Here is a 26,752-nt window from a genome sequence, read left to right on the forward strand (position 1 = left end):
GTAACCATGCCAAGAAGATCATCGGTAAGCCGTGTGCGGGAAAACCGCACGCACGGATTGAAAGGGGGATGGGGAAACGGGTCTGCACTGCAGACACCGTGCCCCTGACTACCAATGGAACTGCGGCAGCTGGGCTACTTCGTGGCGGTTGCCGAGGAGTTGCACTTCGGTCGGGCCGCCAGCCGGAAACACATCTCGGGACCGGCTCTCTCCCAACAGATCATCGCCCTCGAGCGCGAGCTGGGCGCCGAGCTGTTTGCGCGAGACCGGCGCAGCGTCCGGCTGACGGAAGCCGGACGCACCCTGCTGCCGGACGCGCGGAGGATATTGGCCCTGGCCGACGACGCCAAGCGTCGACTGCAGCTGGCGGCGGCCGAAAGCACGCCGGTGCGCCTCGGTTACGTCAGCTGGCTGCCCGACGACATCACCAGCTTGCTCGGGCCCGAGGTGGCGCTGCGAGTCGACGAATGGGTGCTGCCGTCGCACGCGCAGGCCGACCGAGTGGCGGAGGGCACGCTCGATGTCGCGCTGGCGTGGGTGACCGCCGAGCAGGTCAAGCAACGCGGGCTGACGGCACACCTGCTGCGTGCCGAACCCCTGCAGGCCGTGCTTCCGGGTGTTGGATCGCCGGAACCGCTTGCCGCGCAACGGGTCAAGGTCCTCGTCGACGCCGACGAGTCGGCATGGTCGTCGTGGAATCGGTTCGCCGAGGAGTTCGCGGCCGACACTGGTGCGCGGATCGTCAGGATTGACGACGGCGGCGTCACCGGTGACGCCTTTTACGCCCATGTGCGCAGGATCGGCGCCCCGGTGCTGGCTTCACCGAAGCGACATACCGCGGTCATTCCACCCAGCCTCGGCGAACGTCCCGTCGCCGCGCCGACACCCCTCTGGACGTGGTCGTTGTTGCACCGCCAAGACGATGATCGTGCCGGTGTGCGTGGGCTGGTCGACGCGCTGCTGACGACCGCGCGCGGGCGCGGTTGGCTCAGCCCGCCCACCGACCGGTGGTGGGCTCCCGCCGACGACCCGCACCGCGACACCCTCGCCGCGGGCGCCGAACTGCGGTAGGAACTCCCGTCGAGCACTGGTAAGAGATCGGTCCTGGACTTCCGTGTCGTTGCGGCGCTTCAGTGGAGGTAACGACGGGAGGACGAAACCCCATGGCAGATAACTACGTTGTCGACGAGCTCGCCGGCTTCGTCGTCCGTGCTCAACAAGAGGACCTGAGCGGGCAACCCCGGGCCTTGCTGAAACGCAACGTGCTGGACAGCGTCGCCTGCGCCGTCGGCTCGCTGGACGGCGAGCTGATCACCGCGATTCGCGAACACACCGACCAGTTCAGCGGCGTCCCCACCGCGACGCTCGTCGGTGGCGGCCGGGCCTCGGTCGATCAGGCGGCGTTCTTCAACGCGGTCCTGGTGCGCTACCCGGATCTGCTCGACACCTATCTGACGGTGGGGGGACTGTGCCATCCGGCCGACAACTTCGGTGCGATCCTGGCGGTGGCCGAGCATGTCAACGCCACCGGGGCGGATTTCCTGCTGGCGCTCGCGATCGCCTACGAGATCCAATGCCGGTTCAGCGCCCAGGTTCCCGTGATGGCGCGCGGGCTCAATCACGCACTGCAACTGGCGATGTCGGTCGCGGCGGGATCGGCCAAACTGTTGGGGCTCGACGCCGAGCAAACCGCCAACGCGATTGCCGCCGCCACCGCCGACAACGTGTCACTGGCCGCCGTGCACGCCGAACCGGTGTCGAACTGGAAGGGCATCTCGCCCGCGATAACCGGCATGCGCGCGGTATACACGACGATGTTGGCCGCCCGCGGCGTCACCGGGCCCAAATCGCTGTTCGAAGGCCCGCACGGCCTGGTGCAACTCTTCGATCAGCCGATTGACTTCCACACCGCCGACCGCACACTTGCCTGCGTCGAGCAGACCTACCTGAAGCAGTACTGCTCACTTATCCACGGGCAGGCCATCATTGACGCGGTCTTGGCGATCCGCGGCGATAACGACCTGCGCGGCGAGGACGTCGCGCGGGTGAGGCTCGAGGTCTTCCAGGGCGCGTACGACTTCGCCGGCGGGGGAGCCTACGGCGCCAAGGATCACCCGCAGACCAAGGAGCAGGCCGACTACAACCTGAAATACCTGAGCGCGGTTGCGCTGCTCGACGGGGGCGTCGGTCCCGGACAGATCGAGTCGGAACGCCTGCTGCGCGGCGACGTTCAGGACCTGCTGGCCCGGGTCGACGTCAAGCCCGCGCCCGACCTGACCGCGGACTACCCGCAACGCACCGCGGCCCGCGTGCACGTGCTCACGCGCGACGGGCGGGAATTCAGCCGCGAGCAGAGCGATTACGAGGGATCGCCCACCCGGCCAATGTCCTGGGAGCGTGTCGTCGACAAGTTCGGTTGGCTCGCCGAGCCCTTCTGCGACGAAGCACTGCGTGACGACATCGTCGCCGCGGTCGATCGCCTGGACGAGATCCCCGTCGCCGAGTTCGCCGCCCTCCTCGGCGCGGTCAGCCCGAGCGCCCGACGTCGCCGCAGCAGGGCACGCTTCTGACGCTCGCTGCGCGCGTCCCCTTGCGTGGTCCGCCGCGGGCGTTCAATGATCGGCCATGCGCAAAGATCGCGGCATCAACCGGTGGGAACTGGTCACCTGCGCGCTGGCGGGGCATGTGACCTACGCGCCGGACGAGAAGGGGCTGGCCGAGCGGCTCAGCGGCACCACCGGGCTGGGCGAAGTCTGGCGTTGCCTGCGCTGCGGTGAATTCACCGTCGGCGAACCACACGGCCGCGGCCACGCCGACGACGCCCCGATGATCATGCGCGGCAAGGCTTTACGCCAGGCCATCATCATCCGCGCGCTCGCGGTCGAACGGCTGTTTCGGGCCGTGGTGATCGCGCTGGCCGCGTACGCCGTCTGGAAATTCCGCGGCGCCCGCGGGGCCATCCAGGCCACCCTCGACCGTGACCTGCCGATCTTCCGCGCGGCCGGGTTCAAGGTCGATCAGATGACGATCGTGCACGAGCTGGAAAAGGCGCTGGCCGCCAAGCCGTCCACCTTGGCGCTGCTGACGTTGATGCTGGTCGGCTACGCGCTGATCGAGGTCATCGAGGGCGTCGGCCTCTGGTTGCTGAAGCGCTGGGGCGAGTACTTCGCGGTGGTGGCCACCTCGGTCTTCCTGCCCTTGGAAATCCATGACCTCGCCAAGGGCATCACGATGACCCGCCTGGTCACCTTCACGATCAACGTGGCCGCCGTGATCTATCTGCTCGTCTCGAAGCGGCTGTTCGGACTGCGGGGCGGTCGAAAGGCCTACGACGAGGAGCGCCGCGGCGAGCAGCTGCTCGACGTCGAGCGCGCCGCCACCGCGACCTGAATGGGCACCTACGCGATCACCGGATCGGCGTCCGGGATGGGCCGGGAGGCCGCGCAGCGGCTCCGGGCCGACGGCCACACCGTGATCGGAGTCGACGTGAAGGACGCCGAGGTGGTCGCCGACTTGTCGACGCCGCACGGCCGCGAGGCCGCCGCCGATGGGATCCTGGCGGCCTGCGGCGGCAAGCTCGAGGGCGCCGTGCTGGCCGCCGGCCTGGGCCCGAGCCGGGGGCGGGATCGGGCGCGCCTGATCGCCCAGGTCAACTACCTCGGCGTGGTCGAACTGCTCGCCGCATTGCGCCCAGCGCTGGCCGCCGCTGACCGCGCCAAGGTCGTCGTCGTCTCCAGCAACTCCACCACGACGGTGCCCGCGGTGCCGGGCCGAACGGTGCGGGCGTTGCTCGCGCACGATGCCGACCGGGCGGTGCGATCCGTGCGGCCGTTCGGGCCGGTCGCGCCCACGATGATGTATGCGGCCTCGAAAATTGCCGTGGCACGTTGGGTCCGACGCCACGCGGTGCGGCCGGAGTGGGCCGGCTCGGGGGTGCGCCTGAATGCCCTGGCGCCGGGCGCCATCATGACGCCGATGCTGCAAGAGCAGCTGGCGGACCCCAGGCAGGCCAAAGCGGTCCGATCGTTCCCGGTACCGGTCGGCGGTTTCGGAGACGCCGCACAGTTGGCCGACTGGATGCGGTTCATGCTATCCGATTCGGCCGACTTCCTTTGCGGCAGTATCGTTTTCGTTGACGGCGGGACCGATGCGTACTTTCGCGCCGACGACTGGCCGAAGGTCCTGCCTGCGCGCCGGCTGTTCGGTTATCTGCGGCGGTTCAGGACCGGCACGTGACGAGGCCACTGCGCCACCGTGAATGTGCCTTACGCCACAACGCGGCTTTTCGCGACGTTTACCGCGGCGCGGCGCGCCCGTAAAACCGCTGGGGTGCAATTCAATGAGTCGGCGAACTGGCCGAACGGACAAGGGACGACAAGGACGGCAACTGTGCCAACACTGCAACACTGGATGAGCCAGAGCCCGACCAGCCTCGACGTAGTCACCCCGATCAAGGCGCGGGCGTGCGTCGCCCTGCAGGCGGTGTTGAGAAGCAGGCCGCGCCAAGCGGGTTCACCCGCGCGGATCATGCCGAAGGGGGTCGAGCGCTGCTGACCGCCCGCGTGCCGAACTAGGTGCTCGCGCGGTCGCGTTCGCGTCGGCGCGCCCGTGAAGCCCGCAAATTCGCGGCGTTCCCGCACGTCTTCACGTCGTGCCACACCCCGCTGTTGTTCTTCGAGCGGTCGTAAAACGTCGACGCGCAGCCGGGGTTGTGGCATTGCTTGACCCGCCGCCACGTGCCGTCGCGCTGGCTGAGCAGGATCTCTCCCCACAGGGCCGACGCCAGCCATCGCCAGCCGGTTCCGGCGGGCTCGAGCCGTAGCTCACCGGTCTCCGACAGCGTCAACGAGGCGGAAGCCACGCCCGCCGCGCGTCCGGTCTGCGGCTCCCCCGCGACCAGGCGGGCGATCGTGTCGCGCAGGGCGCGAAGCTTCGCCACGTCCGCGTCGCCGAGCGGCGGCGGCTGCGCGTCCAGCCCGCGCGCGGTCGCCCATGTCCGCACGGCGCCGGCCGCCCAGTCGCGCGCAACGGCCGCGTCGGCAAGCAGGTCCGGGCCGTATTCCTGAATGCGCACCGTGTTGAGGAAGTCCTGGACCAAGCCCAGGCCGCCGGGCGCCGGAGCGAGCTGGTAGCGCTGTGATGCACGCCATTCTGTAGACATAACCAAAAGATACTTGCCTATGTCGAACGCGTCAACTATGGTGACAGAGGCAAAACGCTTTTAACTACGTCAAGGAGTACGCATCATGGTTAACATCAATGGCTCGACGGTCGTGGTAACCGGCGGGCAGCGCGGGCTTGGCAAGGCCATCGTCGAGGAGTTCCTGCAGCGGGGCGCGGCGAAGGTGTACGCCACGGCGAGGGCGCCCAAGCTCAGCGAGGACCTGCGGGTGGTCGCCCTCGAGCTGGACGTCACCAAGCCGGATTCCGTTGCGGCGCTGGCGGCTACGGCGTCCGATGCCGACATCGTCATCAACAACGCCGGAATCATCGGTGCGTCGAAGTTGCTCGGCAGCGACATCGAGGAGGTGCGCGAGGTGTTCGAGACGAACTACTTCGGCGCCATTCGGGTCGCCAAGGCGTTCGCCCCGATCCTGGCCGACAACGGCGGCGGAGCCCTGGTCAACACCCTTTCGATCCTGTCCTGGGTCGCGGGCTTCGGCGGCTACGGCGACTCCAAGGCGGCCCTGTGGGCGGCGACGAACTCGCTGCGCATCGAGCTGGAAAAGCAGGGCACCCTGGTCACCGGCGCGCACCTGAGCTTCACCGACACCGACATGGCCGCCGGCTTCGACGCGCCGAAGAACGACCCACGCGATGTCGCGCGGCAGATCGTCGACGGTATCGAGCGGGGCGACGCAGAGGTGCTGGCCGACGACGACACCCGTTACATGAAGGCCGCGCTGTCGGGACCGGTCGAGGCGCTCCGGGTCGGCTAACCGGGGCGGGCGCGTAAATGGCCTGTCCGAAGGCAGATCCCCGTCTTGTGACGGTGGGTCAAGCAGGCCGTGGGGGCCTCACCCAAAAATGGGCTTGCTGCACTTCGGACAGGCCACCGGGTTGTCCCGGCACCGATCACGATGCCAGCCCAACCGGGCGCGCCACGACGGCCGAAGGTCCTTAAGGCCGCCGGCCGAAAGTCACATCCACTCCGCCCGGGCGGGCATGTTTGGATGGCGACATGGAACCGGAACGCATCGTGAGCGCAACCCGCGTGATCTCGGCGAGCGCCGAGCGGATTTTCGAACTTATCGCCGATCCCGCTCAGCAGCCGAGCTGGGACGGTAACAACAACCTCGCCTCGGCCGCCCCCGGTCAACGGGTCCGCCAGGTCGGCGACGTGTTCAAGATGACGCTGACCAACGGCGCCGTGCGGGAGAACCACGTGGTGGAGTTCATCGAAGGCACCAAAATCGCCTGGCGCCCAGCAGAACCCAAGAAGCTGCCGCCCGGCCACCTGTGGCGCTGGGAACTGCAGCCGATCAACGCGACCCTCACCAGCGTGACGCACACCTACGACTGGACGGAGCTGACCGACCGCGCCCGGATCGAGAGGGCGAGCTCGACGACTTCCGACATGCTGCGCGAGTCGATCGACCGGCTCGCCACGCTCGCCCAGACAAGCGACGGCTGACATGGCCCTCCCGCCGCCGGGCGCCGACAGCGCCGCGATCGTCACCGGCGCTTCGTCGGGTATCGGCGAACAGTTCGCCGGGATACTCGCGCGGCGCGGCTATCAGGTGGTGCTGGTGGCCCGCCGGGCCGACCGTCTCGAGGCGCTGGCCGCGCGGTTGGGCGCGCAGGCGCACCCGCTGCCGGCCAACCTGTCCGATCGAAGCGAACGGGCTGCCCTGCCGGACCGCATCGCGGCCCTCGGTCTGATTCCGGACATCCTGGTCAACAACGCCGGGCTCTCGACGCTCGGCCTGGTCGCGAAATCCGTTCCGGAGCAAGAACTCAACCTCGTCGAGGTCGACGTCGCCGCGGTGGTGGACCTGTGCAGCCGGTTCCTGCCCGGAATGGTCGAGCGCCATCGGGGCGCCGTGCTGAACGTGGCATCGGTGGCCGGGTTCGGTCCGCTGCCGGGCCAGGCGGCGTACGGCGCCGCCAAGGCGTTCGTGTTGTCCTACACGCACAGCCTGCGCGGTGAGTTGCGGGGCACCGGGGTCGCCGCGACGGCGCTGTGCCCGGGGCCGGTGGACACCGGATTCGGCGAGGCGGCCGGTTTCTCCAAGGAGGAGGCCGAATCGGCCCTGCCGCGGGTGATGTGGGTGCCCGCCGACAAGGTGGCCCAGGCCGGAATCGACGGGCTCGCGGCCGGCAAGGCCGTCGTCGTGCCCGGCCGCGTGAACCGGGTGGCGTCGGCGTTCTTCCGGGTCGCGCCCCCCGAACTGCTGCTGCCGGTGCTGAGGCGCGGGCATCCGGCCTTCAAACGGGGCTGAGGCTCAGCCGTTCTTGCCGCGCACCCACTGGAACGTGCCGTAATTCTTGACCCGCACGCTGACGAATCCGTTGTCTTCCAGGATGTCGCCGATTTCGTCGTCGTCGAACACGTGCGCCCCCACGTTCGGCAGCTTTTGCCAAAACCTGGCGGCCTGCCCGACGGTCGGCACCATGATGGCCAGCCGGGCGCCCGGCCGCAACACCCGGGCCATCTCGGCCAGTGCCGCCGCCGGATTCGGAACCAGCTGCAGCACGGCCATCGAAACCACCGCGTCAACGGTGTTGTCGCGCAGCGGAAGTCGTTGCGCGTCCGCCTTGATGAAGCCGACCTGCGGCCCGGCTTCGTTGCGGACGGCGCGGGCCAGCATCGCCTCGGAGATGTCGACACCCAGGGCCAGTCCCTCGGGACCGGCCGCGCGCGCCAGCGACGCGGTGACGTTGCCCGGGCCCGAGCCGACGTCGAGCGCCACACCGCCCGGCGGGATGCTCAACCAGTCGATGGGCAGTTGCCACGCGCTGATCAGCCGGCGCGACAGGGCTTGTGCGTTGTCGTACAGCATCGACCCGATGGGGGATGCCCAGGCCGCCTGTATCGGGCCGGTGTTCTTTTCGACCGCGTCGTCCTCGGCCGATCCGGAGCCGAGCAGATCCAGGTAGCCTCTGCTGACGTCCGGGTCCGCGGGCGGATCGGCGAGTAGATCCAGCGCGCGGCGCAGCGCGGGCGGCAGCGAGACGTGCACGTCGGTCACGCGTACTCCTTCGATCAAAAGTCAAGTGGTGCAGCAGGAATCGAGGTCGGCGCCCTGTCAGCTCCGTCCGACACACCCCTGTTGGCAGCCTACGCCGACCCGTTCGTTACCGCCTGACGGCGGCTCGCTCGCGCACCAGGGCACAGAGCTGCCACCGACCCGGCACGCCTTTGAGCTCGCCTGCGCCGCGGTCGGCGAACCTGTGGCGCGAGCCGGTGACGATGTCGCGCACGGTCGAGGACACCAGCACCTCGCTGGCTTCGGCGTGCGCCGCCACCCGCGCACCGATGTGCACCGCCATGCCGGCGACGTCCGACCCGCGCACCTCGACCTCGCCGGCGTGAATGCCCACCCGCACCTCGATGCCCAGCACCCGCACCGCGTCGACGATTTCGTCGGCGCAGGCGAGCGCGGCGCTGGGGCTGGAGAAAGTGGCGACGAACCCGTCGCCGGCGGTGTTGACCTCACGCCCGCCGAACCGCTGCAATTCGTGCCGAATGATGGTGTCGTGGTTGTCCAGCAGGTCGCGCCAGCGGCCGTCGCCGAGCAGGGCGGCCCGCTCGGTCGAGCCGACGATGTCGGTGAACACGATGGTGGTCAGCAGGCGCTCGGCTTCCGAACCGCCCCGCATCCCGGTGATGAACTCCTCGATCTCGTCGAGCATCGTGGCGGTCTCGCCGACCCAGTAGAGGGTGTCTTCGCCCGGTAGCTCTACGAAGCGCGACCCGGCGATGTTCTCAGCCAGGTACCGGCCGTGCGCCACCGGGGTGAACTCGGAGTCGACGCGATGCAGGATCAGCGTCGGCGCGGTGATGCGCGGCAGCCCGTCGCGCACGTCGGCCTGGCGGATGGCCAGGATCATCGCGCGGGCCATGCTCGGCGATGCGGCGCGGTTGCCGGCGGCGTCCCACCAGGCCCGGAAGGCGTCGTCGCGCGCGACGCTGGGCGCGATTATGCCGAGCATGTCGAAGCCCTGCTCGACGGCGTCCGGGTCGATCGCGAGGGTGGTGTAGGGGTCGAGGTCCTCGATCTTCGCGCCCATCGGATAGTCGGGGGCGTACAGGGTGCGGGCTCCGCCGTTGATGATCACCAGGCTGCTCACCCGTTCCGGGTACTCGGCCGCCAGCGTCAGCCCGGTCATCGAGGTGAAGCTCGGCGCCACGATCGCGGCCCGCTCGCATCGCACCGCGTTCATCACCGCGATGACGTCCTTCGCCCAGAACTGCGGCCCGATCTCGTCGATCGAGGGCACGCGCGACGAGAGCCCGATGCCGCGCTGGTCGAGCCGGATCACCCGGGCGAATGCCGCCAGCCGTCGATGGAAGCGGTACATCGACGGCTCGGCGTCGACCGAGTCGATCGGAATCGAGGGCCCCGGAAGCAGCAGCAGGTCGATCGGTCCATCGCCGAACACCTGGTAAGCGATGTCCGTGTCACCGCAACTGGCGTACCGGGTTCGTGGTGTCCCAGGAAACCCAGCCACGATTCAAAGGCTAGTGCAAGCCACCGACAAGGGCTGGCCCCGCTAGCGGCCGATGATCGGGACCAGGTAGCGGGCGGCGTAGTCGCGCACGGCCGCCTGATCCGAGGTGTCGAGCCGGTCGGTGGGGAACACGATGATGCCCAGGGCGACGCGCAGCAGGACGTCGGCGATGTCGGCCAGCTCGGCGTCGGGGATCTCGGCCCCGCAACGCCGCAGCGTGTGCGCGATCCCGTCGGCGAATTGGCGAATCGGGAAGACATGGGACCGGGAAAACAGGCCGAGCAGCTCGGGCTCGCTTTCGACGATCCGCGAATAGAGGCGGGAGTCTCCGACGAGCCGCACCCCGAGCGTGAACGCCTCGATCACGGCCTCTTGCGGGGTGCAGCCATCGGTCGCCCGGTGGAGCGTGCCGAAGAAGGTTTCGGCCTCGCGCCGCACCACGTGTTCGAACAGGTCGTCCTTGGTCGGAAAGCGCCGGTAGATGGTGCTGCGACTGACTCCGGCGCGGGCCGCGACGTCTTCGATGTTGGCCCGGCGCACGCCGTAGGTCTCGAAGACCGTTCGCGCGGTCTCCAGGATGGTGCGGTCGACGTCGGTGAGCTCGCCGAGATTGCCGTCGCGGGTGTGGTTCTGCATCAATAACGACCCCCAGGGCGATCTCGGCGGAGCATGCTACCGTGACACAAAGATACGCATTTGTTTCTGTGCTTCACAACCCGATTTGGGGCGAGGAGGTTGGGATGACGGCGCAATGGGCGGAGCAGGATTTCGACGCCGGCGTACGCGAGGCGGTGCCCATGCCGGTCGACGACGACGTCGCCGACTCGGCTCCCCGGCTTGGGCCAGAGTCGTTGACGTGGAAGTTCTACGGCGATCACCGCACCCAGTTCTTTGGGTTTCAGCGCACGGCCGGCGTGGAGAACTGCATCGAGCAGCTCGCCCAGGGCGTGCTCGATCACTCGGTGATCTTCAGCGACACGTTGGGCCGGGCCAAGCGGACGGCGCCGCCCCTTATGAAGACCGTCTACTCCGCCGACCCGCACGAGTGGGGCCGCAAGGTCCGCGACTTCCACAAGCCGATCAAGGGCACCATCAGCGACGGCTCGAGATATCACGCGCTCAACCCGGAACTGTTCTATTGGGCGCACGCCACCTTCGTCGATCAGGTCATCTACACGGCCGACACCTTCATCCGCCGGTTGTCCCGCGCGGAAAAGGAGCAGATCTTCAACGAGGGCAAGGTCTGGTACGGCCTCTACGGGGTGAGCGACCGCGGCCAGCCGCAGACGTACGACGAGTTCGTCGCCTACTGGGACGAGATGCTGGAGCGGTTCGTCCCGCACAAGACCGTCCTGTACGGCACGGGTTACATCCGCAAGGGGATCCCGGGCCCGCGCTGGATTCCCAAGCCGGTCTGGAAGGTGTTGTCCGCGCCGCTCAACGCCTACACCCGACTGGTGCTCGTCGGCACCCTGCCGCCGCAGATGCGCGAGGTGTGCCGGCTGCAGTGGGATGCCAAGAAGGAGAAGCGATTTCAGCGGTTCGCCGCCGCGGTGCGCGCGCTCAATCCGCTGATCAACCGGCTGCCCGTGTCGTTCATCTACCTGCCGTGGGCGGCCGCGGCGTGGCGCCGCGCGGGCGTCGACCCGCGCAGGCTGCACAATTTCCCTTCCGAACGGGCGGCTTAACCGATGCGCAGCAGCCGTTCGGCGTTGCCGTGGGCGATCTTCTCCCGGTCGGCCGCGGACAGCGTCGTCCGCTCGAATCCCTGGACCGCCTCCCGGGACGACTCGTAGGGATAGTCAACCGAGAACATCACGGCGTCGGCGCCGACCTCCAGCACCGCTCCCAGCATCACCGCCGGGGAGAACACCCCGCTGTTGGTGAAGACGATGTTGGTGCCGAGGTACGCCGACGGCGGGCGCTGCAGCGGAGTCGTCGTCGCGATCGTGGCGTAGCGGGAGTCCAGCCGGCTGCGCTGAAAGGGGAGGAACTCACCCATGTGCCCCAGGATCAGCGTCGCTCCCGGATGCCGGTCGAACACGCCGCCGAACACCAGCCGCAGGGCGTGCCCGCTGACCTCGGCGGCCCAGCTCCAGGTCGCCCCGTAGAGTTCCGGGCGCCCGTCGATCACGCGCCAGCGATCCGCCGGCGGTGCGCCCGGGTGCAAATACATCGGCACCCCAAGGGATTCCACCGCGGACCACAACTCGTCGTATTCGGGCGCGTCCAGATAACGTCCGCCGGGCCCGCTGATGCAATCGTTGACCAGTGCCCCGCACAACCCGTCCTCGGTGACGGCGCGCTCCAGCTCGGCCGCCGCGGCGGCCGGGTCTTGTAGCGGTAGCGCGGCGAAGCCGCGGAACCGATCGGGATGCTGGGCAATGATTTTCGCCAGGTAGTCGTTGGCGAACCGGGCGTTGGTGCGCGCCCGCTCGGCGTCGATGTCGACCTGCAGACCCGGGGATGTCAGCGACAAGACCTGCATGGCGATGCCGGCCTCGTCCATCTCCGCCAGCCGGTATTCGGTGAAGTCGGGTAGCCGGCGTTCGTACCGCTCGGCGAATTCGGGTTTCAGCAGCTGCATCAGTCGTTGATGGGCCGGCTGCAGGTCAGCCAGTTCGCTGACGAAAAACGCTTCCTCCAACGCGATGTAGCGCATCGGTCTCCCTCATCGGTGGTGGGGCACGACGTGCAGTATTGCGCGGTCTGCGCGCCAATCCGCCCTGGGGTCTACCCATTGGTCCCCGAAAGCACGAAAGTGAGGGGGTAGGCGAAACCGAAGGAGGGGAGCGGCCATGCAGATGACGGGCAACACGGTGCTGGTAACCGGGGGCGGCAGCGGAATCGGCCGCGGCCTTGCCGAGGCGTTTCACCGACTCGGAAATACGGTTGTCATTGCCGGACGGCGCCGTGAGCTGCTGCAGGACGTCGCGAAGGCCAACCCGGGCATCCGGACGTTGTCGCTGGATCAGGGCGATCCCGCCGACATCCGCCGGTTCGCGACCGAGCTGACCGACCACTACCGGGACGTCAACGTCGTCGTCAACAACGCCGGCGTCCAGCGCTTCGAGAACCTCACCACGACCGGCCCCAGCGTGGCCGAGCTGACGGTCGCCATCAACCTGCTGGGTCCGATCCGGCTGACGGCGGCGTTGCTGCCGTCGCTGCTGAAGAAGCCGCGGGCCGCGATCCTCAACGTCACCTCGGGCCTCGCGTTCGTCCCCAGCGCCGTGACGCCGACGTATTGCGCCACCAAAGCGGCGCTGCACTCCTACACTGAGTCGCTGCGCTTCCAGCTCCGCGGAACCGCGGTCCAGGTGATCGAGATAATCCCGCCGCACGTTCAGACGGAGCTGCAGCGCGGCCGGGGATTCGACACCAGCGACCCCAGGGCGATGCCCTTGGACGAGTACATCGCCGAGACGATAAACCTGTTGGAGACGCAACCGGAGGCCGACGAGATCATCGTCGAGCGTGTCAGGCCGTTCCGCTGCGCCGAACGCGACGGCGTCTATCAGGACACCTTCGCCGCCCTGAACGAGGCGATGGTGGCGGCCGTCGCTCAATCGCGCAACGGCTGAAAACCGGCCGGTCACAAAGAGTTCGCCGCGGGATCGGGCAACGTTCAACGCCCGTATGCCGGGCGCGCTCCGGCACGGTTGTCGGGTGGGTCAGCGATGCGACAGGATCGATCCCATGGGCGACTTTTCGCTGTTGGACGTTCCCCGATCGGCCCCGGTCGCCGACCCCGACGCGTACCTGCGCGCCGCTATGGCGTGGCACTTCGGCGAGGACACCGGTTCCCGCTTCTGGTTGCGAACCGCCCAGACGCTGAACTTCGACCCGCTGACCGACGTCAAGAACTTTGCGGACTTGCGCCTGTTCCCCAACCTCGTCAACGAGTTGCGGGTCACGCCGGTCGAGGACCTCATCCCGCGCGGTTACGGTTCGCCCGCGCCGCTGCCCCAGATATTCGAGTCCGGCGGTACCACCGGCGCACCGAAACGCACTGTGCAGATGCCGGATTGGATCGCGCAGGTCGTCGAATGGCAAACCGAGGACTTCGCGGGGGGCGGCTTTGTCCGGGACCGGGGCTTCCTGTGCCTGATGCCGAGCGGGCCGCACGGGGTCGGCTACTTCTCCCGCCTGGTCTCGCAACGGCTCGGCGCGGTCTTTCACGCGATCGACATCGACCCCCGCTGGGTGAAGAAGCTCGCGGCCCGCAACGCGGCCGACGAGGTGGCCGCCTACATCGACCACGTCGTCGAGCAGGCGGTGTTCGTCCTGCAGACCCAGAACGTCGCCAATCTGCACACCACCCCGCCGCTACTCGAGGCCATCGCCCGAGACGACCGCGTGGTCGACCTGGTCAACGACAAGGTCCGCTATTTGTTGCTCAGCGGTGCCCACGTGGACGCCGACACGCTCGACCTGCTGCGCGACATCTTCCCCGACACGACCATCACCATGGCCTTCGGCAGCACCATGGTGCTCTCCCAAGCGGTCACCCGCAGCACCGACGGCGACTCGTTCGTCTTCGACCCGCGCACACCGTATGTCGTGTTCCGGGTCGTCGACCCCGACACCGGCGAGCGAGTGCCGTACGGGCAACGAGGCCAGGTGGTGATGAACCACATCAGCAAGGGCATGTTCATCCCCAACAACCTCGAGCGGGACCTGGCCATCCGGATGCCGGGGCCGGCGGGCGAACTCAGCGATTCCGTCAGCGAGGTGCGGCCCGTCACCACCTTCGAGGGCGAGGCCGTCATCGAAGGCGTGTACTGACCGTGGGAGGGCAAAGCTCCGGCCTCACAACCGATTTGGTGCAAATCGACGCGCTTGGACCTGGAGGCGAGTATCGCACCCGCAACCGCGAGGTCATCATGAACACCGCCGGCGTCCCGGTTGCCGAGCTGAGCATCGTTCCGCCGCTGTATGTTTCGCGCACCATCGGCACCCAGCGGAAGGCCGCGCCGCTGCCCGCCGGGCAGCGCGAAGCGGCGCTGGCCGACGCGGCCGGTCTGTTTGCCACCGCGGTCATCGGCGGGCTGGACTTCGAGGAGTACGTGCGGCTGGCCAGCGGCATTTCCGGCCTGCCGATCGCGGTCGCCCGGGCCGGGGCACGGGGGGTGGCCGACGCCGTCGCCTCGGCCTTCGACGCGGTGCGCGCGGCTCGGCCCGCCGGCGCCGCGCTCGACTGGCGCGAGGAGCGCATCCGCCGCGGCGGCGCGGTGTGGGCGCGGCGCGGAGAGGTGTTCGCGGTGCACGCGGCGGGCAACGGCCCAGGGGTGCATGCCCTGTGGCCCCAGGCGCTCGCGCTGGGATACCGGGTGGCGGTGCGCCCGTCGCGCCGTGAACCGCTGACCGGCCACCGGCTGGTAAATGCCCTGCGCCAGGCGGGATTTCGTCCCGAAGACGCGGCCTATCTGCCCACCGACCACGGCGGCGCCGACGAGATCATCCGCTCGGCCGACCTGGCCATGGTGTACGGCGGCCAGGACGTGGTGGACAAGTACGCCGACGATCGTGCCGTGCTGGTGAACGGTCCCGGCCGCACGAAGATCCTCATCACGGCGGACCGGGACTGGCGCGACCACCTCGACCTCATCGTCGACTCGATCGCCAACCTGGGCGGGATGGCGTGTGTCAACGCCACCGCGGTGCTCTACGAGGGCGACCCCGCCCCGTTGGCGCACGCGATCGGCGAGCGGTTGGCCGGCATCCAGGCGCTGCCCAGCGAGGACGAGCGCGCGATCCTGCCCACCCAACCCCTGGAAAACGCGCGGGCGCTTGCGGCCTATCTGGCCGCCAAGGCCGCCGGAACGACGCCGCTGCTGGGCGCCGATCGGGTAGTCGCCCCGATCGGCGACGGCTGCGCGGCGCTGCGTCCGGCGGTGCACCTGCTGGAGGAACCCGGCTCCGGCCAGCTCAGCGACACGCTCAACACCGAGTTGCCGTTTCCGTGCGTGTGGGTGGCGCCGTGGCCGCGCGCCGCGGGCGTCGCGCCGCTGCGGCATTCACTGGTGGTCGCTGCCATCACCGGCGACGAGCGGCTCGTCGACGACCTGCTCGCCGAACCGACCGTCGCCAACGTCTACGCCGGGCACCACCCGACCTTCTGCGCGGCACCCGAAATCCCGCACGACGGGTTTCTGGCCGATTTCCTGATGCGCAACAAGGGATTTGTCAGGGACTGATCCCGGTCCGCTCAGCTGCCGAAGCCCCCGCCGGTCGGCGACGCGACGACCGTCGTCGGCGCCGCGGGACCCGCCGGGGCGGCCGGACCCTCGCCGAGGTGGCTCAGCGCGAAGGCGACGCCTTTGTCGATCATCGCCCCGTCGTCGGCGTAGGCATCGTGGGCGGCGAAGTTCATGCCGTCGGAGCACACCGGATCCTCGGGGGCGCACACCTTGATGGTCTTGCCCTGATACAGCGGACCGATCGAGACCGGGGGCTGGTTGAGGAAGTTCATCGCCCGGACGTTCGGCATTCCGAACAGCACCACCGAGGAGACGTGGTTGGCGACGTCGGGACCCAACGGCTTCGGTACGGTCGCGGGATCCACCCCGTCCGGCACGGAGGACGAGGTGACAAACCCCATCACCGCCGCGCCCTGGGAAAAGCCGCCGAGCACCATCTTGGTGTTGGGGCAGTCGTGCGCCATCGAAACCACGTGCGCGCCCGCGTCCCTGATGCCGTCGAGACCCGTCGCCCACTCCTGGCTGGCGGGATAGTTGACCGGATAGATGTCGAAGGAGCGTGCGCCGACTCGCGAGCGGAGGGTGTCGGCGAACGCCTGGCCGGTCGCGCCAAGGCCGGGCGGCTCACCGGTACCGCGGGCGAACACCACCTGCACGTCGGGACATTGGGCGGAGGCGGCCGGGAGCGCGCCGGAGAGGACCGAGGCGCTCACGCCGGCCGCCGCGACGACGGCTGGACCAAGGAAACGAGGGAGGCGACGTGCGATCATGCCGCAATTGTGCCCAACTGAACCCCCGCCTAAACAGTGATCTTCCGGCGAAATATTTCAGATCCGTAAAACCTCCGGCGGACGCGCGACGGCGCGCCGGCGAGCGATTCGCGACAACGACCGATTGCCGGGCCGGGGCGCGGGCCCGTACCCCGGTGTGGTCTGCTTGCTGTAGTCCGAGTCGAGGCACACGGTCGAGCCAGCGCCGCCCCTCGCGCGCAATTCGGAGTGAAGCGGCAATGAACGTGAACGTGATACCTCAACCCCTTGCGAAGGCCTTCGAAGCGACCCTGGCGCGAGCCACCGATCGATTGGCAAATCCGGCGCGGGTCTCCGACCCCGACCGGCTGCGCGGTGCCGTTTCCGGCAAGACGGTACTGGTGACCGGCGCGTCGTATGGCATCGGCGAGGCGACGGCCCGCAAGATGGCCGCCGCGGGAGCGACGGTCCTGATCGTCGCGCGGTCCGCGGAAAGGCTCGAGGACGTCGCGGCGGCCATCAACGCGGGTGGCGGCCAGGCGATCGCCTATCCGACCGACCTCACCGACGAGTCCGCGGTCAGCGAGCTGACGAAGCGGGTCACCGAGGAGCACGGCGCGGTGGACATCGTGGTGAGCAACGCGGGCAAGTCGTTGCGTCGCAGCCTGCATGATCAGTACGACCGCCCCCATGACTTCCAGCGCACCATCGGCATCAACTACCTCGGACCGATCTGGCTGCTGCTGGGCCTGCTGCCGGCCATGCGGGAGCGCGGCGGCGGGCACATCGTGAACGTGTCGAGCGTGGGGGTCCGCGTCGTCCCCGGCCCGCAGTGGGGCGCCTACCAGGCCTCCAAAGGCGCGTTCGACCGGTGGCTGCGCAGCGTCGCGCCGGAATTGCACGTCGACGGCGTGGACGTCACGGCGGTCTACTTCGCGCTGGTCCGCACCCGGATGATCGCGCCCACACCGATCCTGGGCCGCCTTCCCGGCCTGTCCCCGGACGAGGCCGCCGACGCGATCGCCAAGGCGGTGATCGAGCGGCCCCGCACCAACGAACCGCCGTGGATGTGGCCGGCCGAGCTGGCCTCGGTGCTGCTGGCCGGGCCCGCCGATCGCGCGGCCCGGCTGTGGCACCGGCGCTTCTTCGCCGACGCCGACGACGAAGAGGCCGAACGATGACCGACGGCGTGGTCGCCACCGCGCTCCGCGCGCTGCTGCGCTCCCGACTGCTCAGCCCGCCGTCGCCGGTCGCGACGGTGCGGCTGATTCGCGAGGCGCGCCGCGGCGGCACCAATCCCTACACGCTGCTGGCGGTCACGGCGGCTCGCTGGCCCGACCGCGCCGCGATCATCGACGACTGCGGCGTTCCAGGCGCCCTCACCTACCGCGAGCTGCGCTCGGAAACCGAATCCCTGGCCCGCAAGTTGTCCGGCGCCGGGGCCGGTCCCGGTCAGGCCGTCGGGCTGATGTGCCGCAACGGGCAGGGCTTCGTCAAGGGCTTCTTCGCCGCCGCGCTGATCGGCGCCGACGTCGTGCTCGTCAACACCGACTTCCGCACCGACGCGCTGGCCGCCGCGCTGAGCGGGCACAAGATCACCACGATGGTCGCCGACGACGAGTTCGCGGAACGGGTGCGCGCCGCCGATCAGGCGGTTGCCCTCGTCGACCCGGCGGCGGTCGGTGCACGCGACGAAGGCCGGTGGCCTTCGAGACCCGACGTCGCCGCGCCCGGCCGGATCATCCTGCTGACGTCGGGTACGACGGGCAGGCCCAAGGGGGTGCCGCGCACACCGCAGCTGCGTTCGGCGGTGGGCGTCTGGGTGACGATCCTGGATCGCACCGGGTTGCAGACCGGGTCGCGGATCTCGGTGGCGATGCCGATGTTTCACGGGTTGGGGCTCGGCATGCTGATGCTGACCGTGGCCCTGGGCGGGACCGTCCTGACGAATCGACACTTCGACGCCGAGGCCGCGCTCGCGCAGGCATCGCTGCATCGCGCCGACGCCTTCACCGCGGTGCCGGTCGTGCTGGCGCGCATCCTGGACCTGCCGCAGCGCGTGCGGGAGCGAAACCCGTTGCCCTACCTGCGTGTGGTGCTGTCCAGCGGGGACCGGCTGGATCCCAACCTCGGCCAGCGGTTCATGGACGCCTACGGCGACATCCTCTACAACGGCTACGGCTCAACGGAAGTCGGCATCGGGGCGCTGGCCACGCCGGCCGACCTGCGCGAGGCCCCCGAGACGGTCGGAAAACCCGTCGCCGGATGCCCGGTGCGCATCTTCGACAAGAACGACCGACCCGTCGGCCCGCGCGTCACTGGCCGCATCTTCGTCGGCGGCGAGCTGGCGAGCGAGGGCTACACGGACGGTGGTGCCAAAGCCGTCGTCGGCACCATGACCAGCACCGGCGACATGGGCTACCTCGACAACTCGGGCCGGCTCTACATCGTCGGCCGCGAGGACGACATGATCATCTCCGGCGGCGAGAACGTCTACCCGCGCGCGGTCGAGAACGCGCTCGCCGAGCACCCCGACATCGCCGACAACGCGGTCATCGGCGTTCCCGACGAACAGTTCGGTCAGCGGCTGGCCGCCTTCGTGGTCGCGCAGCCCGGGCGCAGCCTCGATCCGGAGGCGCTGCGGGATTACTTGAAGGGCAGGGTTTCCCGCTTCGAGCAGCCGCGCGACATCAACGTCGTCAAGAGCATCCCGCGCAATCCCGCCGGCAAGGTGGTGCGCAAGGAGCTGTCGACCTGAGGCGCGGTCTGCCGACCATCACCCGACCCGCAAATGTGATAGCGCAGGCGCTATCGGATTCACGAGTGACCTATCCCTCCCGCACGTTTGGCCGGCTACGCAACCACCGCTTGATAAGCGAACGGCGAGCACCGCGAATGTTCAGTCCTTCTTGGGCTCCAGCGCGGCGACCCGGTTGGCGAGCCAATTGGGCGCCAGCACCGACACGGCGGTGGCACCCGCCGTCGAACCGATCACGCCGGACCAGGCGACCGGCCCCAGGGGCGTGCAGCCGAAGAACTGGCTGACGCCCGGGGTCTGCACGATGGCGACCAGCACACCCGCGCTGCCCAGCGCGGTGGCCAGGACCAGCGGGCTGTGGCGCCGGGTCAACAGGGTCTGCGCGAGCTGCGTGCTCACCAGCGCCGTGAGACCCATCGTCGACGTGCGCCGTTCGGTGCCCGGAGTCCACCGCCCGATGGCCCAGGCCGCCGTCGCGCCGGCGGCGGTGACGGCGCCGCGGGTGACGATCTGGCGCATGAGCGGCGCGTCGAGCGACGGCGAGGGTTCGGACAGCGCCGCCAGCTGGAAGGCACGCTGCATTTCCTCGGCGTCGCGGTCGGCGCCGTCCTCGTCGTCTTCTGGTTGCGGGTACTGCGGCGTGACGGCCACGGCGAGCGCCGGAAACATGTCGGTGAGCAGGTTCACCAGCAGCAGTTGACGCGTGCCCACCGGCGCCCGGCCGGTGCCCAACGCGGTCCCGATGATGGTGAAGAGCACCTCGCCCACGTTGCCGCCGACCAGGATGCTGACGGCGTCGCGCACCCCGCCCCACATGCCGCGGCCTTCGACCAGCGCGTCGAGCAGGACGCCGAGGTCGTCGTCGGTCAAGACGATGTCGGCGGCCCCGCGGGCGGCCGACGACCCGCGACCGCTGACCCCGATGCCGACGTCGGCCATCCGGATCGCGGCGGCGTCGTTGGCCCCGTCGCCGACCATCGCGACCGCCTGCCCGCTGTGCTGCAACGCCGCGACGATCTGCACCTTTTGCTCGGGGCTGACGCGGGCGAACACCTGCACGTCGGCGGCGAGTCTGGCCCGGGCGTCCTCGTCGAGCGCGGCCAGTTCGGCCCCGGTGGCCTCACGGGCATCCGACGGCAGCCCCAGCTGACGCGCGATCGCCCGGGCGGTGATGGGATGGTCGCCGGTGATCAGCACGACCCGGCGCCCGGCCTGCACCAGCGCCTCGATCAGCGGCCGCGCCGACGGGCGCGCGGTGTCGGCCAAGCCCACAAAGCCGACCAGCTCCAGGTCGTGCGCGGCGGCGTCGACGCTGTCGGCGTCGGTGTCCTCCTCGGCGGTGCCGCGGTCCCAGTTGCGCCGGGCCACCGCCAGCACGCGCAGGCCCTCACCGGCGAGACTCAACACCAACGACTCGGCATGGTCTTGGTCCCCGTTGCCTTCGGCGAACCGGCATCGCGGCAGGATCTCCTCGGGGGCGCCCTTGACCATCAGCATCGGCTCCGCCGTCGCGGCGGGGGCGGTGACGATCGAGGCGGAGTAGCCGCGACTGGACTCGAACGGCACCTCGGCGAGCACGGTCCACTCCGAATCCGCTTGACCATCAAGGGAATTGGCGGCGGTCAGGATGGCCTCGTCGGTGGCGTGCGCGTGCCCCTGCCCGTTGTGCGGCTGGGTGCACGCGCGCGCGGCGATGCGCAACACCTCGGCGGCGCGCGGCTCGGCGGGATCCGGGAACGGGCCGTCCGCGCTCGTCTCCTGCGGCACCGCCCGGACGAGGCGCAGGCGGTTCTCGGTGAGGGTGCCGGTCTTGTCGAAGCACACCGTCTGGACGCGGCCCAGCGCTTCGACGGCGCGTGGGGTGCGGACCAGCACGCCGCGCCGCGACAACCGCTGGGCCGCGGCGAGCTGGGACAGGGTGGCCACCAGCGGGAGTCCCTCCGGGACGGCGGCCACCGCGATCGCGACGCCGTCGGCGACCGCCTGACGCAGCGAACCCTGGTGCGCCAGGGCCAAACCGGTCACCGCCGCGCCGCCGGCAAGCGTCAGCGGAAGCACCTTGCTGGTCAATTCCCGCAACCGCGCCTGCACCCCGGCGGCCGACTCGACGTCGGCGATCGCCGACATCGCCCGTTGCGCGGCGGTGCCGGCGCCGGTGGCCACCACGATCGCCCGGGCGCGGCCGGCGACGATGGTGCTGCCCTCGAACAGCATGCTGGCCCGGTCGGAGTCCGTGACCGCGACGGGATCGACCTGCTTGTCGACCGGCAGCGACTCACCGGTGAGGAAGGACTCGTCGACCTCCAGGTCCTCGGCCACCAACAGGCGTGCGTCGGCGGGCACCACCTCCGGGGCGGCCAGGTCGATGATGTCGCCCGGGCGCAGCGACTTGGCGCTCACCGTCACCGTCCGTTCGGTCGAACGGGCCGCCTCGAGCCGGCGGCGCGCCGTCGCCACGGTCGGCAGGACGACGCGGCGCGCGTGCCGGTCCTGCTCGGCGAACAGTTCGGCCACCGCCGCCTCGGCCCGCAGCCGTTGCACCCCGCCGGCGATAGCGTTGGCCGTCATCACGCCCGCGACCAACAGCGCGTCGACGTTGCTGCCGACGATCGCCGAGGCCGCCGCGCCCACCGCCAGGATCGGGGTGAGCGGATCGGCGAGCTCGGCCCGGGTCGCGGACAGCAGCCGCCCCACCCGGGTGGCCGGGCCTCGCAGCGGCGCGACGAGGGGGTTGTAGGAGAGGTCGTCGAGGACCTGCCGCCAGGGCGCCTCCCCGGGCTCGACGGCCAGCGGACGCGTGCGGCTGGCCAGCCGCGAGTAGACGATTTCGGGATCCAGGGCGTGCCAGGCGGTCAGCGGCTGCGGCGTGGGGTCCGGCAACCGGAGCGCCCGGGTGGCCGAGAAGACGCCCGATACCAACGCGGCCGCGGCGGCGGCGTTGACCGGGTTGAGCCAGCGCTGCACCGCCAACGGATTGGCGGTCCCGGGCTCGCCGGTGACCAGCAGCAACCCGGCCAGCGTGCTGCCGCCCTTGGCCAGGCGCACCGACGATTCGGTGGCCTCCCGAGCCACCGGCAGCGTCGAAAGGATCCGCACCGCCGCGGCGAGGTCGGTGCCGGTGATGATGTCGGCGGTCCACGGCGTCGCGGCCTGCGGATCGTCCAGGGCCACGCCGACGTCGGCGACGGCCAGGGCCGCCAGCGTATCGGTGGACGCGAAGTCCCGGTGCACGGCGGTGATCAGCAGCACCGGCCCGCGGTCCGTCCGCAGATCGCGGACCAACTGCAGCAGCGGCGTGCCCGCCGGGTGGCTCACCGCCACGCTCGCGGTCAGGTCCTCGGTGCCGGCGACGTGGCGCAACACCACCCGCGCCCCGGTCCGGTGGGCCGTCTGCAACAGCGGGATCGCGAACGGGTCGACCTCCCATCCCACATCGACGCCGCCCACGCGTTCACCGTCGACGATGAGGTCGGCGTGCTCGAGGCCCTGGGCGGGCGTCGCCGACGGCTCCTGGGCGCGGAGCCAGCGCAGGCGCGCCCCGATGGCCGGCAACTCGTCGGGGTCGGGGTCGGGCGCCTCTTCACCGTGCAGCAGCGCGTCGGCGACCTCGTAGACCCGGTCCTCGTCCCAGCCGGGCACGTCTCCTCTGGCCTGCAGCACCGCGCGGTTGTCGCCGCGCAGCGCCGCGCCGTCGATGACGACCACCTTGACCCGATCCAGTCGGCGCAGCGCGCCGGGGTCCAGGATCAGTTGCCCGGCGTTGGCGAGGCCGCGCCCCAGCACAGCGGCGAAGGTCTGACGGCCAACGTGCGCGGCGCGCGGCACGCCGGCCAGCAACGCCCCGGCCGCGTCTTCGGTGCCACCGCCGGCCAGCAGCGCGCCGGCCGCGGCGATCAGCGAGGCGTTCGCGGCCTGATCGGCGTACTCCTCGACCGGGCCGGCCATGGAACCCTTCGCGGTGTCGATGGCGGCGTCGATCGCCCCGCCGACCACCACGTGCGAGACCTCGCCGGCGGCCGCGGCGGCCCAGTTGTGCCGCGGGGCCTGCGAGCTGGGTCCGGCCGACGAGATGACGGGCACCACCGGCGCCTGGGGTCGATCCGGCGAGGCCAGCTGCGGCTCCCGCTCCCGCCAGCGCTGACGGTGGGCCGACGCCTCCGAGATCTGCAGGCCGCGTTGAGCCAGGTCCAGCATCGGCGTGCCCACCGCCTGGGTCAGGCCGTTGGCCAGGGCCGTCGAGGCGCTCAGCGCGATGTCGGTGCCGACGCGACCGAGCCGCGACTCCAGGACGGCCACCACCCGCGGCTGGTGATTGAGCAGGGCGGCCGCGGCGCGCGCGCTGCGCGGCGCGACGGGCAGGCGGCCCAGCCAGCCGGTCACCGCGGCGCCGATGGCCGCGACATCCATCGCCGCCGCGGTGAAGGGGACCAGAATCGCCAACGGGTTACCCGGGTCGGCGAACGGCGCGGTGCGGCTTATCGCCTTGGGTCCGGTGAAAGCCAGGTCGGCGGCCACGCTGCACACCGTGTCCCGGACTTCGTCCAGGACAGGCTCGGCGTTGGCGTCGCTGTCGAGTTCGATCACGAGCCGGCCCAGCGCGCCCTCGACGTGGGCCGTGGCGACGCCCGGAATCCGGCGAACCGGTTCCTCCACCACCGCCGCGTGTTCGTGCCAGCTGGGGAAGGGCAGCAGTGGATCCAGGTCCAGATGCACTCGGCGCCCGCTGTGCCAGCGCACCGGCGGGGCGACACCGTTGGGGGAGGAGCCGTTGGACGCGGCGCTGATGCCGATCGCCCGGCCGGTCGTGTGGGCCATCGACGAAACCACCGGGCTGGCCAATTCCATCACCGGGCTGGCGAACATCTGCACCGCGCCCGCGGCGCCGGCCGCAGTAGAGACGCCGGCTCGTACCACCTGCGCGGCTCCGCCGGTCACGCCAGCAACGACGCTGGCTACACCCGGAATCCTCATTCCGTCACCCTTCAAACCCGTCTGCCCGCGCCTAATGATCCTGGCGTGTCAGCGGCCTGTCCACAGGTGACCCGGCCGTGCGGTTACACCAGCGAGTGGGGCGCGTCGGACTCGCTCGGTTGCCAGGGTTGCAATTGCTTCCTGGCAGGAAGATTACCGGGTTGGCGGCAGGCCAAACCTGGCGAACACGTGGCGGCGGAGAAATCTCGGGGAGGCGTCGTCGGAACGACGCGGTCACGAGTCGCGCCGAACCCATTGGCGCAGAAGGTGTTTCGGGAAGGGCCGAAGTACCAGCCGGACAGAAAACACAAATGCGCGGTAGCCGTCGGACGGCTACTCGCGCATTCGGCTTGGATAAAAGGTCTACAAGATCCGGTGATTCGCCCTGCCGACCTCATACCCGGCCGGGAAGGACTTCTCGATGACCTGCAACTGATGGTTCACCCGGGACTCCAGCTCGAGGACCACGCAACTATCGCCGAGAGATTTCGACTCGAGAACTATGTACCGCTGACCACAATCGGTGATCGGGTCGCCCGAGTGCAATTTCTCGACCGGCACCGACTCCGGGGTTCCTGCTTCCTCCATCCCAACACGGTAGGTCAATTCCGCGGGTGAGGGAATAGACCTCTAGCCGGTGTCGGGCGAGCGTTGCTTGAAGAACACGCTGACGCGAGAGATCAGCCCGTCGTCGCTCCGCTCGAAGAGAATGCATTCGGGCCACGTCGCGCTTGCGCCGTCGATCTCGAACGCCTCGGTCAACTCGACGTAGGAAAGGCGATCGTTCACGTGCGAGACCCGCTGCACCTCCAGCCGGTGACCCTTGAGGGTCGTACACACCTTGCGCAGGTAGGCGACGTAGTGCTGCTTGCCCTCGACGACGTCGCAGAACGGGCCCTCCCGGGTCAGTCCGTCGTCGGCGATGGTGGTGGCGAGGCCGTCCCAATCGTGGGCGGCGAGGCATTCCAGGTAGCGCTCCACGACGCCGGCCCGGACCTCAGTCACATTCGGTGACCTCACGGAAAACACAGTAAGGCACCGCGGCAACCTGGGAAACGGTGAGAATAGTGCGATGACTGCACCCAGGCCACCGGAGGCCGAAGCGCCGACGTGCTACCGGCATCCCGGTCGCCAGACCTATCTGCGCTGCAACCGCTGCGAGCGCTACATCTGCCCGGACTGCATGCGCGCGGCCGCGGTCGGTCACCAATGCGTGGAATGCGTGGAGGCGGGTGCCCGAAGCATTCGTCAGCCCCGCACGCAATTCGGCGGGCGGGAGCGGACCGGCACGCCGGTCATCACTTTTGCGCTGATCGCGATCAACGTGGGAGTGTTTGCGCTGCAGATGTCGGTGCGGGGCTTGCAAAGTCAGCTCGTGCTGTGGCCACCCGCCGTCGCCGACGGCCAGCTGTACCGCTTGGTGACCTCGGCGTTCGTGCACTACGGCGCCGCGCATCTGCTGCTGAACATGTGGGCGTTGTACGTCGTGGGCCCGCCCCTCGAGATGCTGCTCGGGCGGTTGCGGTTCGGCGCGCTGTACGCACTGAGCCTGCTGGGCGGGTCAGTGCTGGTCTACCTGATCACGCTGAACACGGCGACGGCGGGCGCGTCGGGAGCGGTGTTCGGCCTTTTCGGGGCCACATTCGTGGTGGCGAAGCGGCTCAACCTCGACATGCGTTGGGTCGTCGCGGTCATCGTGATCAATTTGCTCTATACGTTCGTGGCTCCGGCCGTGAGTTCCGAACGGATCAGCTGGCAGGGCCACGTGGGCGGGCTGGTCACGGGCGGATTGGTCGCCGCGGCTTACGTTTACGCGCCGAGGGAACGCCGCAACCTGATCCAGGCCTCGGTGGCCGTTCTGGTATCGGTTCTGTTCGCGGCGTTGATCTGGTGGCGCACGGGCGTTCTCGCGGCGGAGTTGTACCTGTGAGCTGGTGGACGGCGCACGCCGAAACCGAGCTGTCCGAAGATGTCCCCGCGCCGCCCGACGACGTCCGCGATTTCTACGTGGATCTGGACAACATCAAACTCGTGCATCCGCTGATCGTGTCCGTACAGTCGACGTCGCGCGCCGAAACGCCGGAAGGCTACCTGCAAAGCTACACCGTGGTGGACCGGATTCCGTTGGGGCCGTTCACCATGCGGATCACCTATCGCGCGCGGCTGCAGGTCCGCACGGACGGCGAGGTGACGACCGAGGCCGATCAGTCGCCGGGCGTGCGGCTGCGCGGAACGGTGAGCTTCGCGCCGATCGACGGCGGAACCCGCGTCACCGAGCGAATCCGGATCGCCGCGCCCCGGCCGCTCGCCGCGATGACGACGCGGGAGGCTGTCAAAGCGCATACCGAGATGCTGGCCGGCATCCGGCGCCACTTCGAATCCGGCTGAACGGGCGG

The 26,752-nt window shown here is 69.6% G+C and carries 25 protein-coding genes; 16 read left to right on the forward strand and 9 right to left on the reverse strand.

Going from position 1 to position 26,752, the window contains the following annotated elements; translation table 11 throughout:
- Nucleotides 1–114 precede the first annotated feature (114 nt).
- The 5 genes from A5712_RS27610 to A5712_RS31550 all read left to right on the forward strand — a co-directional run bounded on the left by A5712_RS27610 (nt 115) and on the right by A5712_RS31550 (nt 4,554).
- The gene (locus A5712_RS27610; protein WP_068112935.1) at nt 115–1,071 is read left to right on the forward strand and encodes a LysR family transcriptional regulator; all 957 of its coding nucleotides are present in this window, start codon (nt 115–117) and stop codon (nt 1,069–1,071) included.
- 92 nt (nt 1,072–1,163) lie between these two features.
- Nucleotides 1,164–2,570, forward strand: a complete 1,407-nt coding sequence (locus A5712_RS27615) for an MmgE/PrpD family protein (protein ID WP_068112938.1) — start codon at nt 1,164–1,166, stop codon at nt 2,568–2,570.
- Between the two features lie 55 nt (nt 2,571–2,625).
- Nucleotides 2,626–3,390, forward strand: coding sequence for a DUF2127 domain-containing protein (locus tag A5712_RS27620; RefSeq protein WP_068112941.1), 765 nt, complete (start codon nt 2,626–2,628; stop codon nt 3,388–3,390).
- Nucleotides 3,391–4,236, forward strand: a complete 846-nt coding sequence (locus A5712_RS27625) for an SDR family oxidoreductase (protein WP_068112945.1) — start codon at nt 3,391–3,393, stop codon at nt 4,234–4,236. It begins immediately after the preceding gene.
- Nucleotides 4,237–4,389: 153 nt separating this feature from the next.
- Nucleotides 4,390–4,554 carry a hypothetical protein gene (locus tag A5712_RS31550; RefSeq protein ID WP_197519517.1) on the forward strand — a complete coding sequence of 55 codons (165 nt, stop codon included), beginning with the start codon at nt 4,390–4,392 and terminating at the stop codon, nt 4,552–4,554.
- 16 nt (nt 4,555–4,570) lie between these two features.
- Here the strand turns inward: A5712_RS31550 and A5712_RS27630 are convergent, their stop codons facing one another.
- Complete coding sequence (locus tag A5712_RS27630) at nt 4,571–5,161, reverse strand: CGNR zinc finger domain-containing protein (RefSeq protein ID WP_068112949.1); 591 nt, start codon at nt 5,159–5,161, stop codon at nt 4,571–4,573.
- Nucleotides 5,162–5,246: 85 nt separating this feature from the next.
- Here A5712_RS27630 and A5712_RS27635 point away from each other — a divergent pair, with 85 nt between their 5' ends.
- The 3 genes from A5712_RS27635 (at nt 5,247) to A5712_RS27645 (ending at nt 7,442) form a co-directional block, all read left to right on the forward strand.
- Nucleotides 5,247–5,939 carry an SDR family oxidoreductase gene (locus tag A5712_RS27635; protein WP_068112953.1) on the forward strand — a complete coding sequence of 231 codons (693 nt, stop codon included), beginning with the start codon at nt 5,247–5,249 and terminating at the stop codon, nt 5,937–5,939.
- A 242-nt stretch (nt 5,940–6,181) separates the two neighbouring features.
- The gene (locus tag A5712_RS27640) at nt 6,182–6,634 is read left to right on the forward strand and encodes an SRPBCC family protein (RefSeq protein ID WP_068112956.1); all 453 of its coding nucleotides are present in this window, start codon (nt 6,182–6,184) and stop codon (nt 6,632–6,634) included.
- 1 nt (nt 6,635) lies between these two features.
- Nucleotides 6,636–7,442: an SDR family oxidoreductase gene (locus A5712_RS27645; RefSeq protein WP_068112959.1), complete on the forward strand. Its 807-nt coding sequence runs from the start codon at nt 6,636–6,638 to the stop codon at nt 7,440–7,442.
- A gap of 3 nt (nt 7,443–7,445) precedes the next feature.
- Here the strand turns inward: A5712_RS27645 and A5712_RS27650 are convergent, their stop codons facing one another.
- The 3 genes from A5712_RS27650 to A5712_RS27660 form a co-directional block, all read right to left on the reverse strand.
- Entirely contained in the window at nt 7,446–8,192 is a 747-nt protein-coding gene (locus A5712_RS27650) for a class I SAM-dependent methyltransferase (protein ID WP_068112962.1), read from the reverse strand.
- A 106-nt stretch (nt 8,193–8,298) separates the two neighbouring features.
- Entirely contained in the window at nt 8,299–9,675 is a 1,377-nt protein-coding gene (locus A5712_RS27655) for an adenylate/guanylate cyclase domain-containing protein (protein ID WP_068112965.1), read from the reverse strand.
- Between the two features lie 42 nt (nt 9,676–9,717).
- Nucleotides 9,718–10,311: a TetR/AcrR family transcriptional regulator gene (locus A5712_RS27660; protein WP_068112966.1), complete on the reverse strand. Its 594-nt coding sequence runs from the start codon at nt 10,309–10,311 to the stop codon at nt 9,718–9,720.
- A 104-nt stretch (nt 10,312–10,415) separates the two neighbouring features.
- Here A5712_RS27660 and A5712_RS27665 point away from each other — a divergent pair, with 104 nt between their 5' ends.
- Nucleotides 10,416–11,363, forward strand: coding sequence for an oxygenase MpaB family protein (locus A5712_RS27665; RefSeq protein ID WP_068113274.1), 948 nt, complete (start codon nt 10,416–10,418; stop codon nt 11,361–11,363).
- On the opposite strand, the gene A5712_RS27670 is transcribed toward A5712_RS27665, so the two are convergent.
- Nucleotides 11,360–12,337 (reverse strand): amidohydrolase family protein, encoded by a 978-nt coding sequence (locus A5712_RS27670; protein WP_068112969.1) that lies wholly within the window; start codon nt 12,335–12,337, stop codon nt 11,360–11,362. The genes A5712_RS27665 and A5712_RS27670 overlap by 4 nt on opposite strands.
- 136 nt (nt 12,338–12,473) lie before the next feature.
- Between A5712_RS27670 and A5712_RS27675 the strand changes: the two genes are divergently transcribed.
- The 3 genes from A5712_RS27675 to A5712_RS27685 all read left to right on the forward strand — a co-directional run bounded on the left by A5712_RS27675 (nt 12,474) and on the right by A5712_RS27685 (nt 15,875).
- The gene (locus tag A5712_RS27675) at nt 12,474–13,259 is read left to right on the forward strand and encodes an SDR family oxidoreductase (RefSeq protein ID WP_068112972.1); all 786 of its coding nucleotides are present in this window, start codon (nt 12,474–12,476) and stop codon (nt 13,257–13,259) included.
- Nucleotides 13,260–13,374: 115 nt separating this feature from the next.
- Nucleotides 13,375–14,463: an AMP-binding protein gene (locus tag A5712_RS27680; RefSeq protein WP_068112975.1), complete on the forward strand. Its 1,089-nt coding sequence runs from the start codon at nt 13,375–13,377 to the stop codon at nt 14,461–14,463.
- A 35-nt stretch (nt 14,464–14,498) separates the two neighbouring features.
- Entirely contained in the window at nt 14,499–15,875 is a 1,377-nt protein-coding gene (locus A5712_RS27685; protein ID WP_068113278.1) for an aldehyde dehydrogenase family protein, read from the forward strand.
- Between the two features lie 11 nt (nt 15,876–15,886).
- Here A5712_RS27685 and A5712_RS27690 read toward each other — a convergent pair whose 3' ends face one another.
- The gene (locus A5712_RS27690; protein ID WP_068112979.1) at nt 15,887–16,648 is read right to left on the reverse strand and encodes a cutinase family protein; all 762 of its coding nucleotides are present in this window, start codon (nt 16,646–16,648) and stop codon (nt 15,887–15,889) included.
- Nucleotides 16,649–16,887: 239 nt separating this feature from the next.
- Between A5712_RS27690 and A5712_RS27695 the strand changes: the two genes are divergently transcribed.
- Together A5712_RS27695 and A5712_RS27700 are read left to right on the forward strand one after the other, a co-directional pair.
- On the forward strand, nt 16,888–17,808 hold the full coding sequence (locus A5712_RS27695; protein WP_068112981.1) for an SDR family NAD(P)-dependent oxidoreductase: 921 nt from the start codon (nt 16,888–16,890) through the stop codon (nt 17,806–17,808).
- Nucleotides 17,805–19,385 (forward strand): AMP-binding protein, encoded by a 1,581-nt coding sequence (locus A5712_RS27700; RefSeq protein ID WP_068112984.1) that lies wholly within the window; start codon nt 17,805–17,807, stop codon nt 19,383–19,385. Before A5712_RS27695 ends, A5712_RS27700 begins: the two co-directional genes overlap by 4 nt.
- A 141-nt stretch (nt 19,386–19,526) precedes the next feature.
- On the opposite strand, the gene A5712_RS27705 is transcribed toward A5712_RS27700, so the two are convergent.
- From A5712_RS27705 to A5712_RS27715, 3 genes are all read right to left on the reverse strand, one after another.
- Nucleotides 19,527–24,356 (reverse strand): cation-translocating P-type ATPase, encoded by a 4,830-nt coding sequence (locus A5712_RS27705; RefSeq protein WP_068112987.1) that lies wholly within the window; start codon nt 24,354–24,356, stop codon nt 19,527–19,529.
- A gap of 363 nt (nt 24,357–24,719) precedes the next feature.
- A complete protein-coding gene (locus tag A5712_RS27710; RefSeq protein WP_068112992.1) occupies nt 24,720–24,944 on the reverse strand; it encodes a hypothetical protein in 225 nt (74 codons plus the stop codon).
- Nucleotides 24,945–24,986: 42 nt separating this feature from the next.
- Nucleotides 24,987–25,361 carry a nuclear transport factor 2 family protein gene (locus tag A5712_RS27715; protein ID WP_068112995.1) on the reverse strand — a complete coding sequence of 125 codons (375 nt, stop codon included), beginning with the start codon at nt 25,359–25,361 and terminating at the stop codon, nt 24,987–24,989.
- A 67-nt stretch (nt 25,362–25,428) separates the two neighbouring features.
- Between A5712_RS27715 and A5712_RS31135 the strand changes: the two genes are divergently transcribed.
- Both A5712_RS31135 and A5712_RS31140 read left to right on the forward strand, forming a co-directional pair.
- Nucleotides 25,429–26,286, forward strand: a complete 858-nt coding sequence (locus tag A5712_RS31135; protein WP_156766807.1) for a rhomboid family intramembrane serine protease — start codon at nt 25,429–25,431, stop codon at nt 26,284–26,286.
- Complete coding sequence (locus tag A5712_RS31140; protein WP_068113000.1) at nt 26,283–26,744, forward strand: SRPBCC family protein; 462 nt, start codon at nt 26,283–26,285, stop codon at nt 26,742–26,744. Before A5712_RS31135 ends, A5712_RS31140 begins: the two co-directional genes overlap by 4 nt.
- Nucleotides 26,745–26,752 lie beyond the last annotated feature (8 nt).

This window comes from Mycobacterium sp. E2327 (assembly GCF_001672675.1).
Lineage (GTDB): Bacteria > Actinomycetota > Actinomycetes > Mycobacteriales > Mycobacteriaceae > Mycobacterium.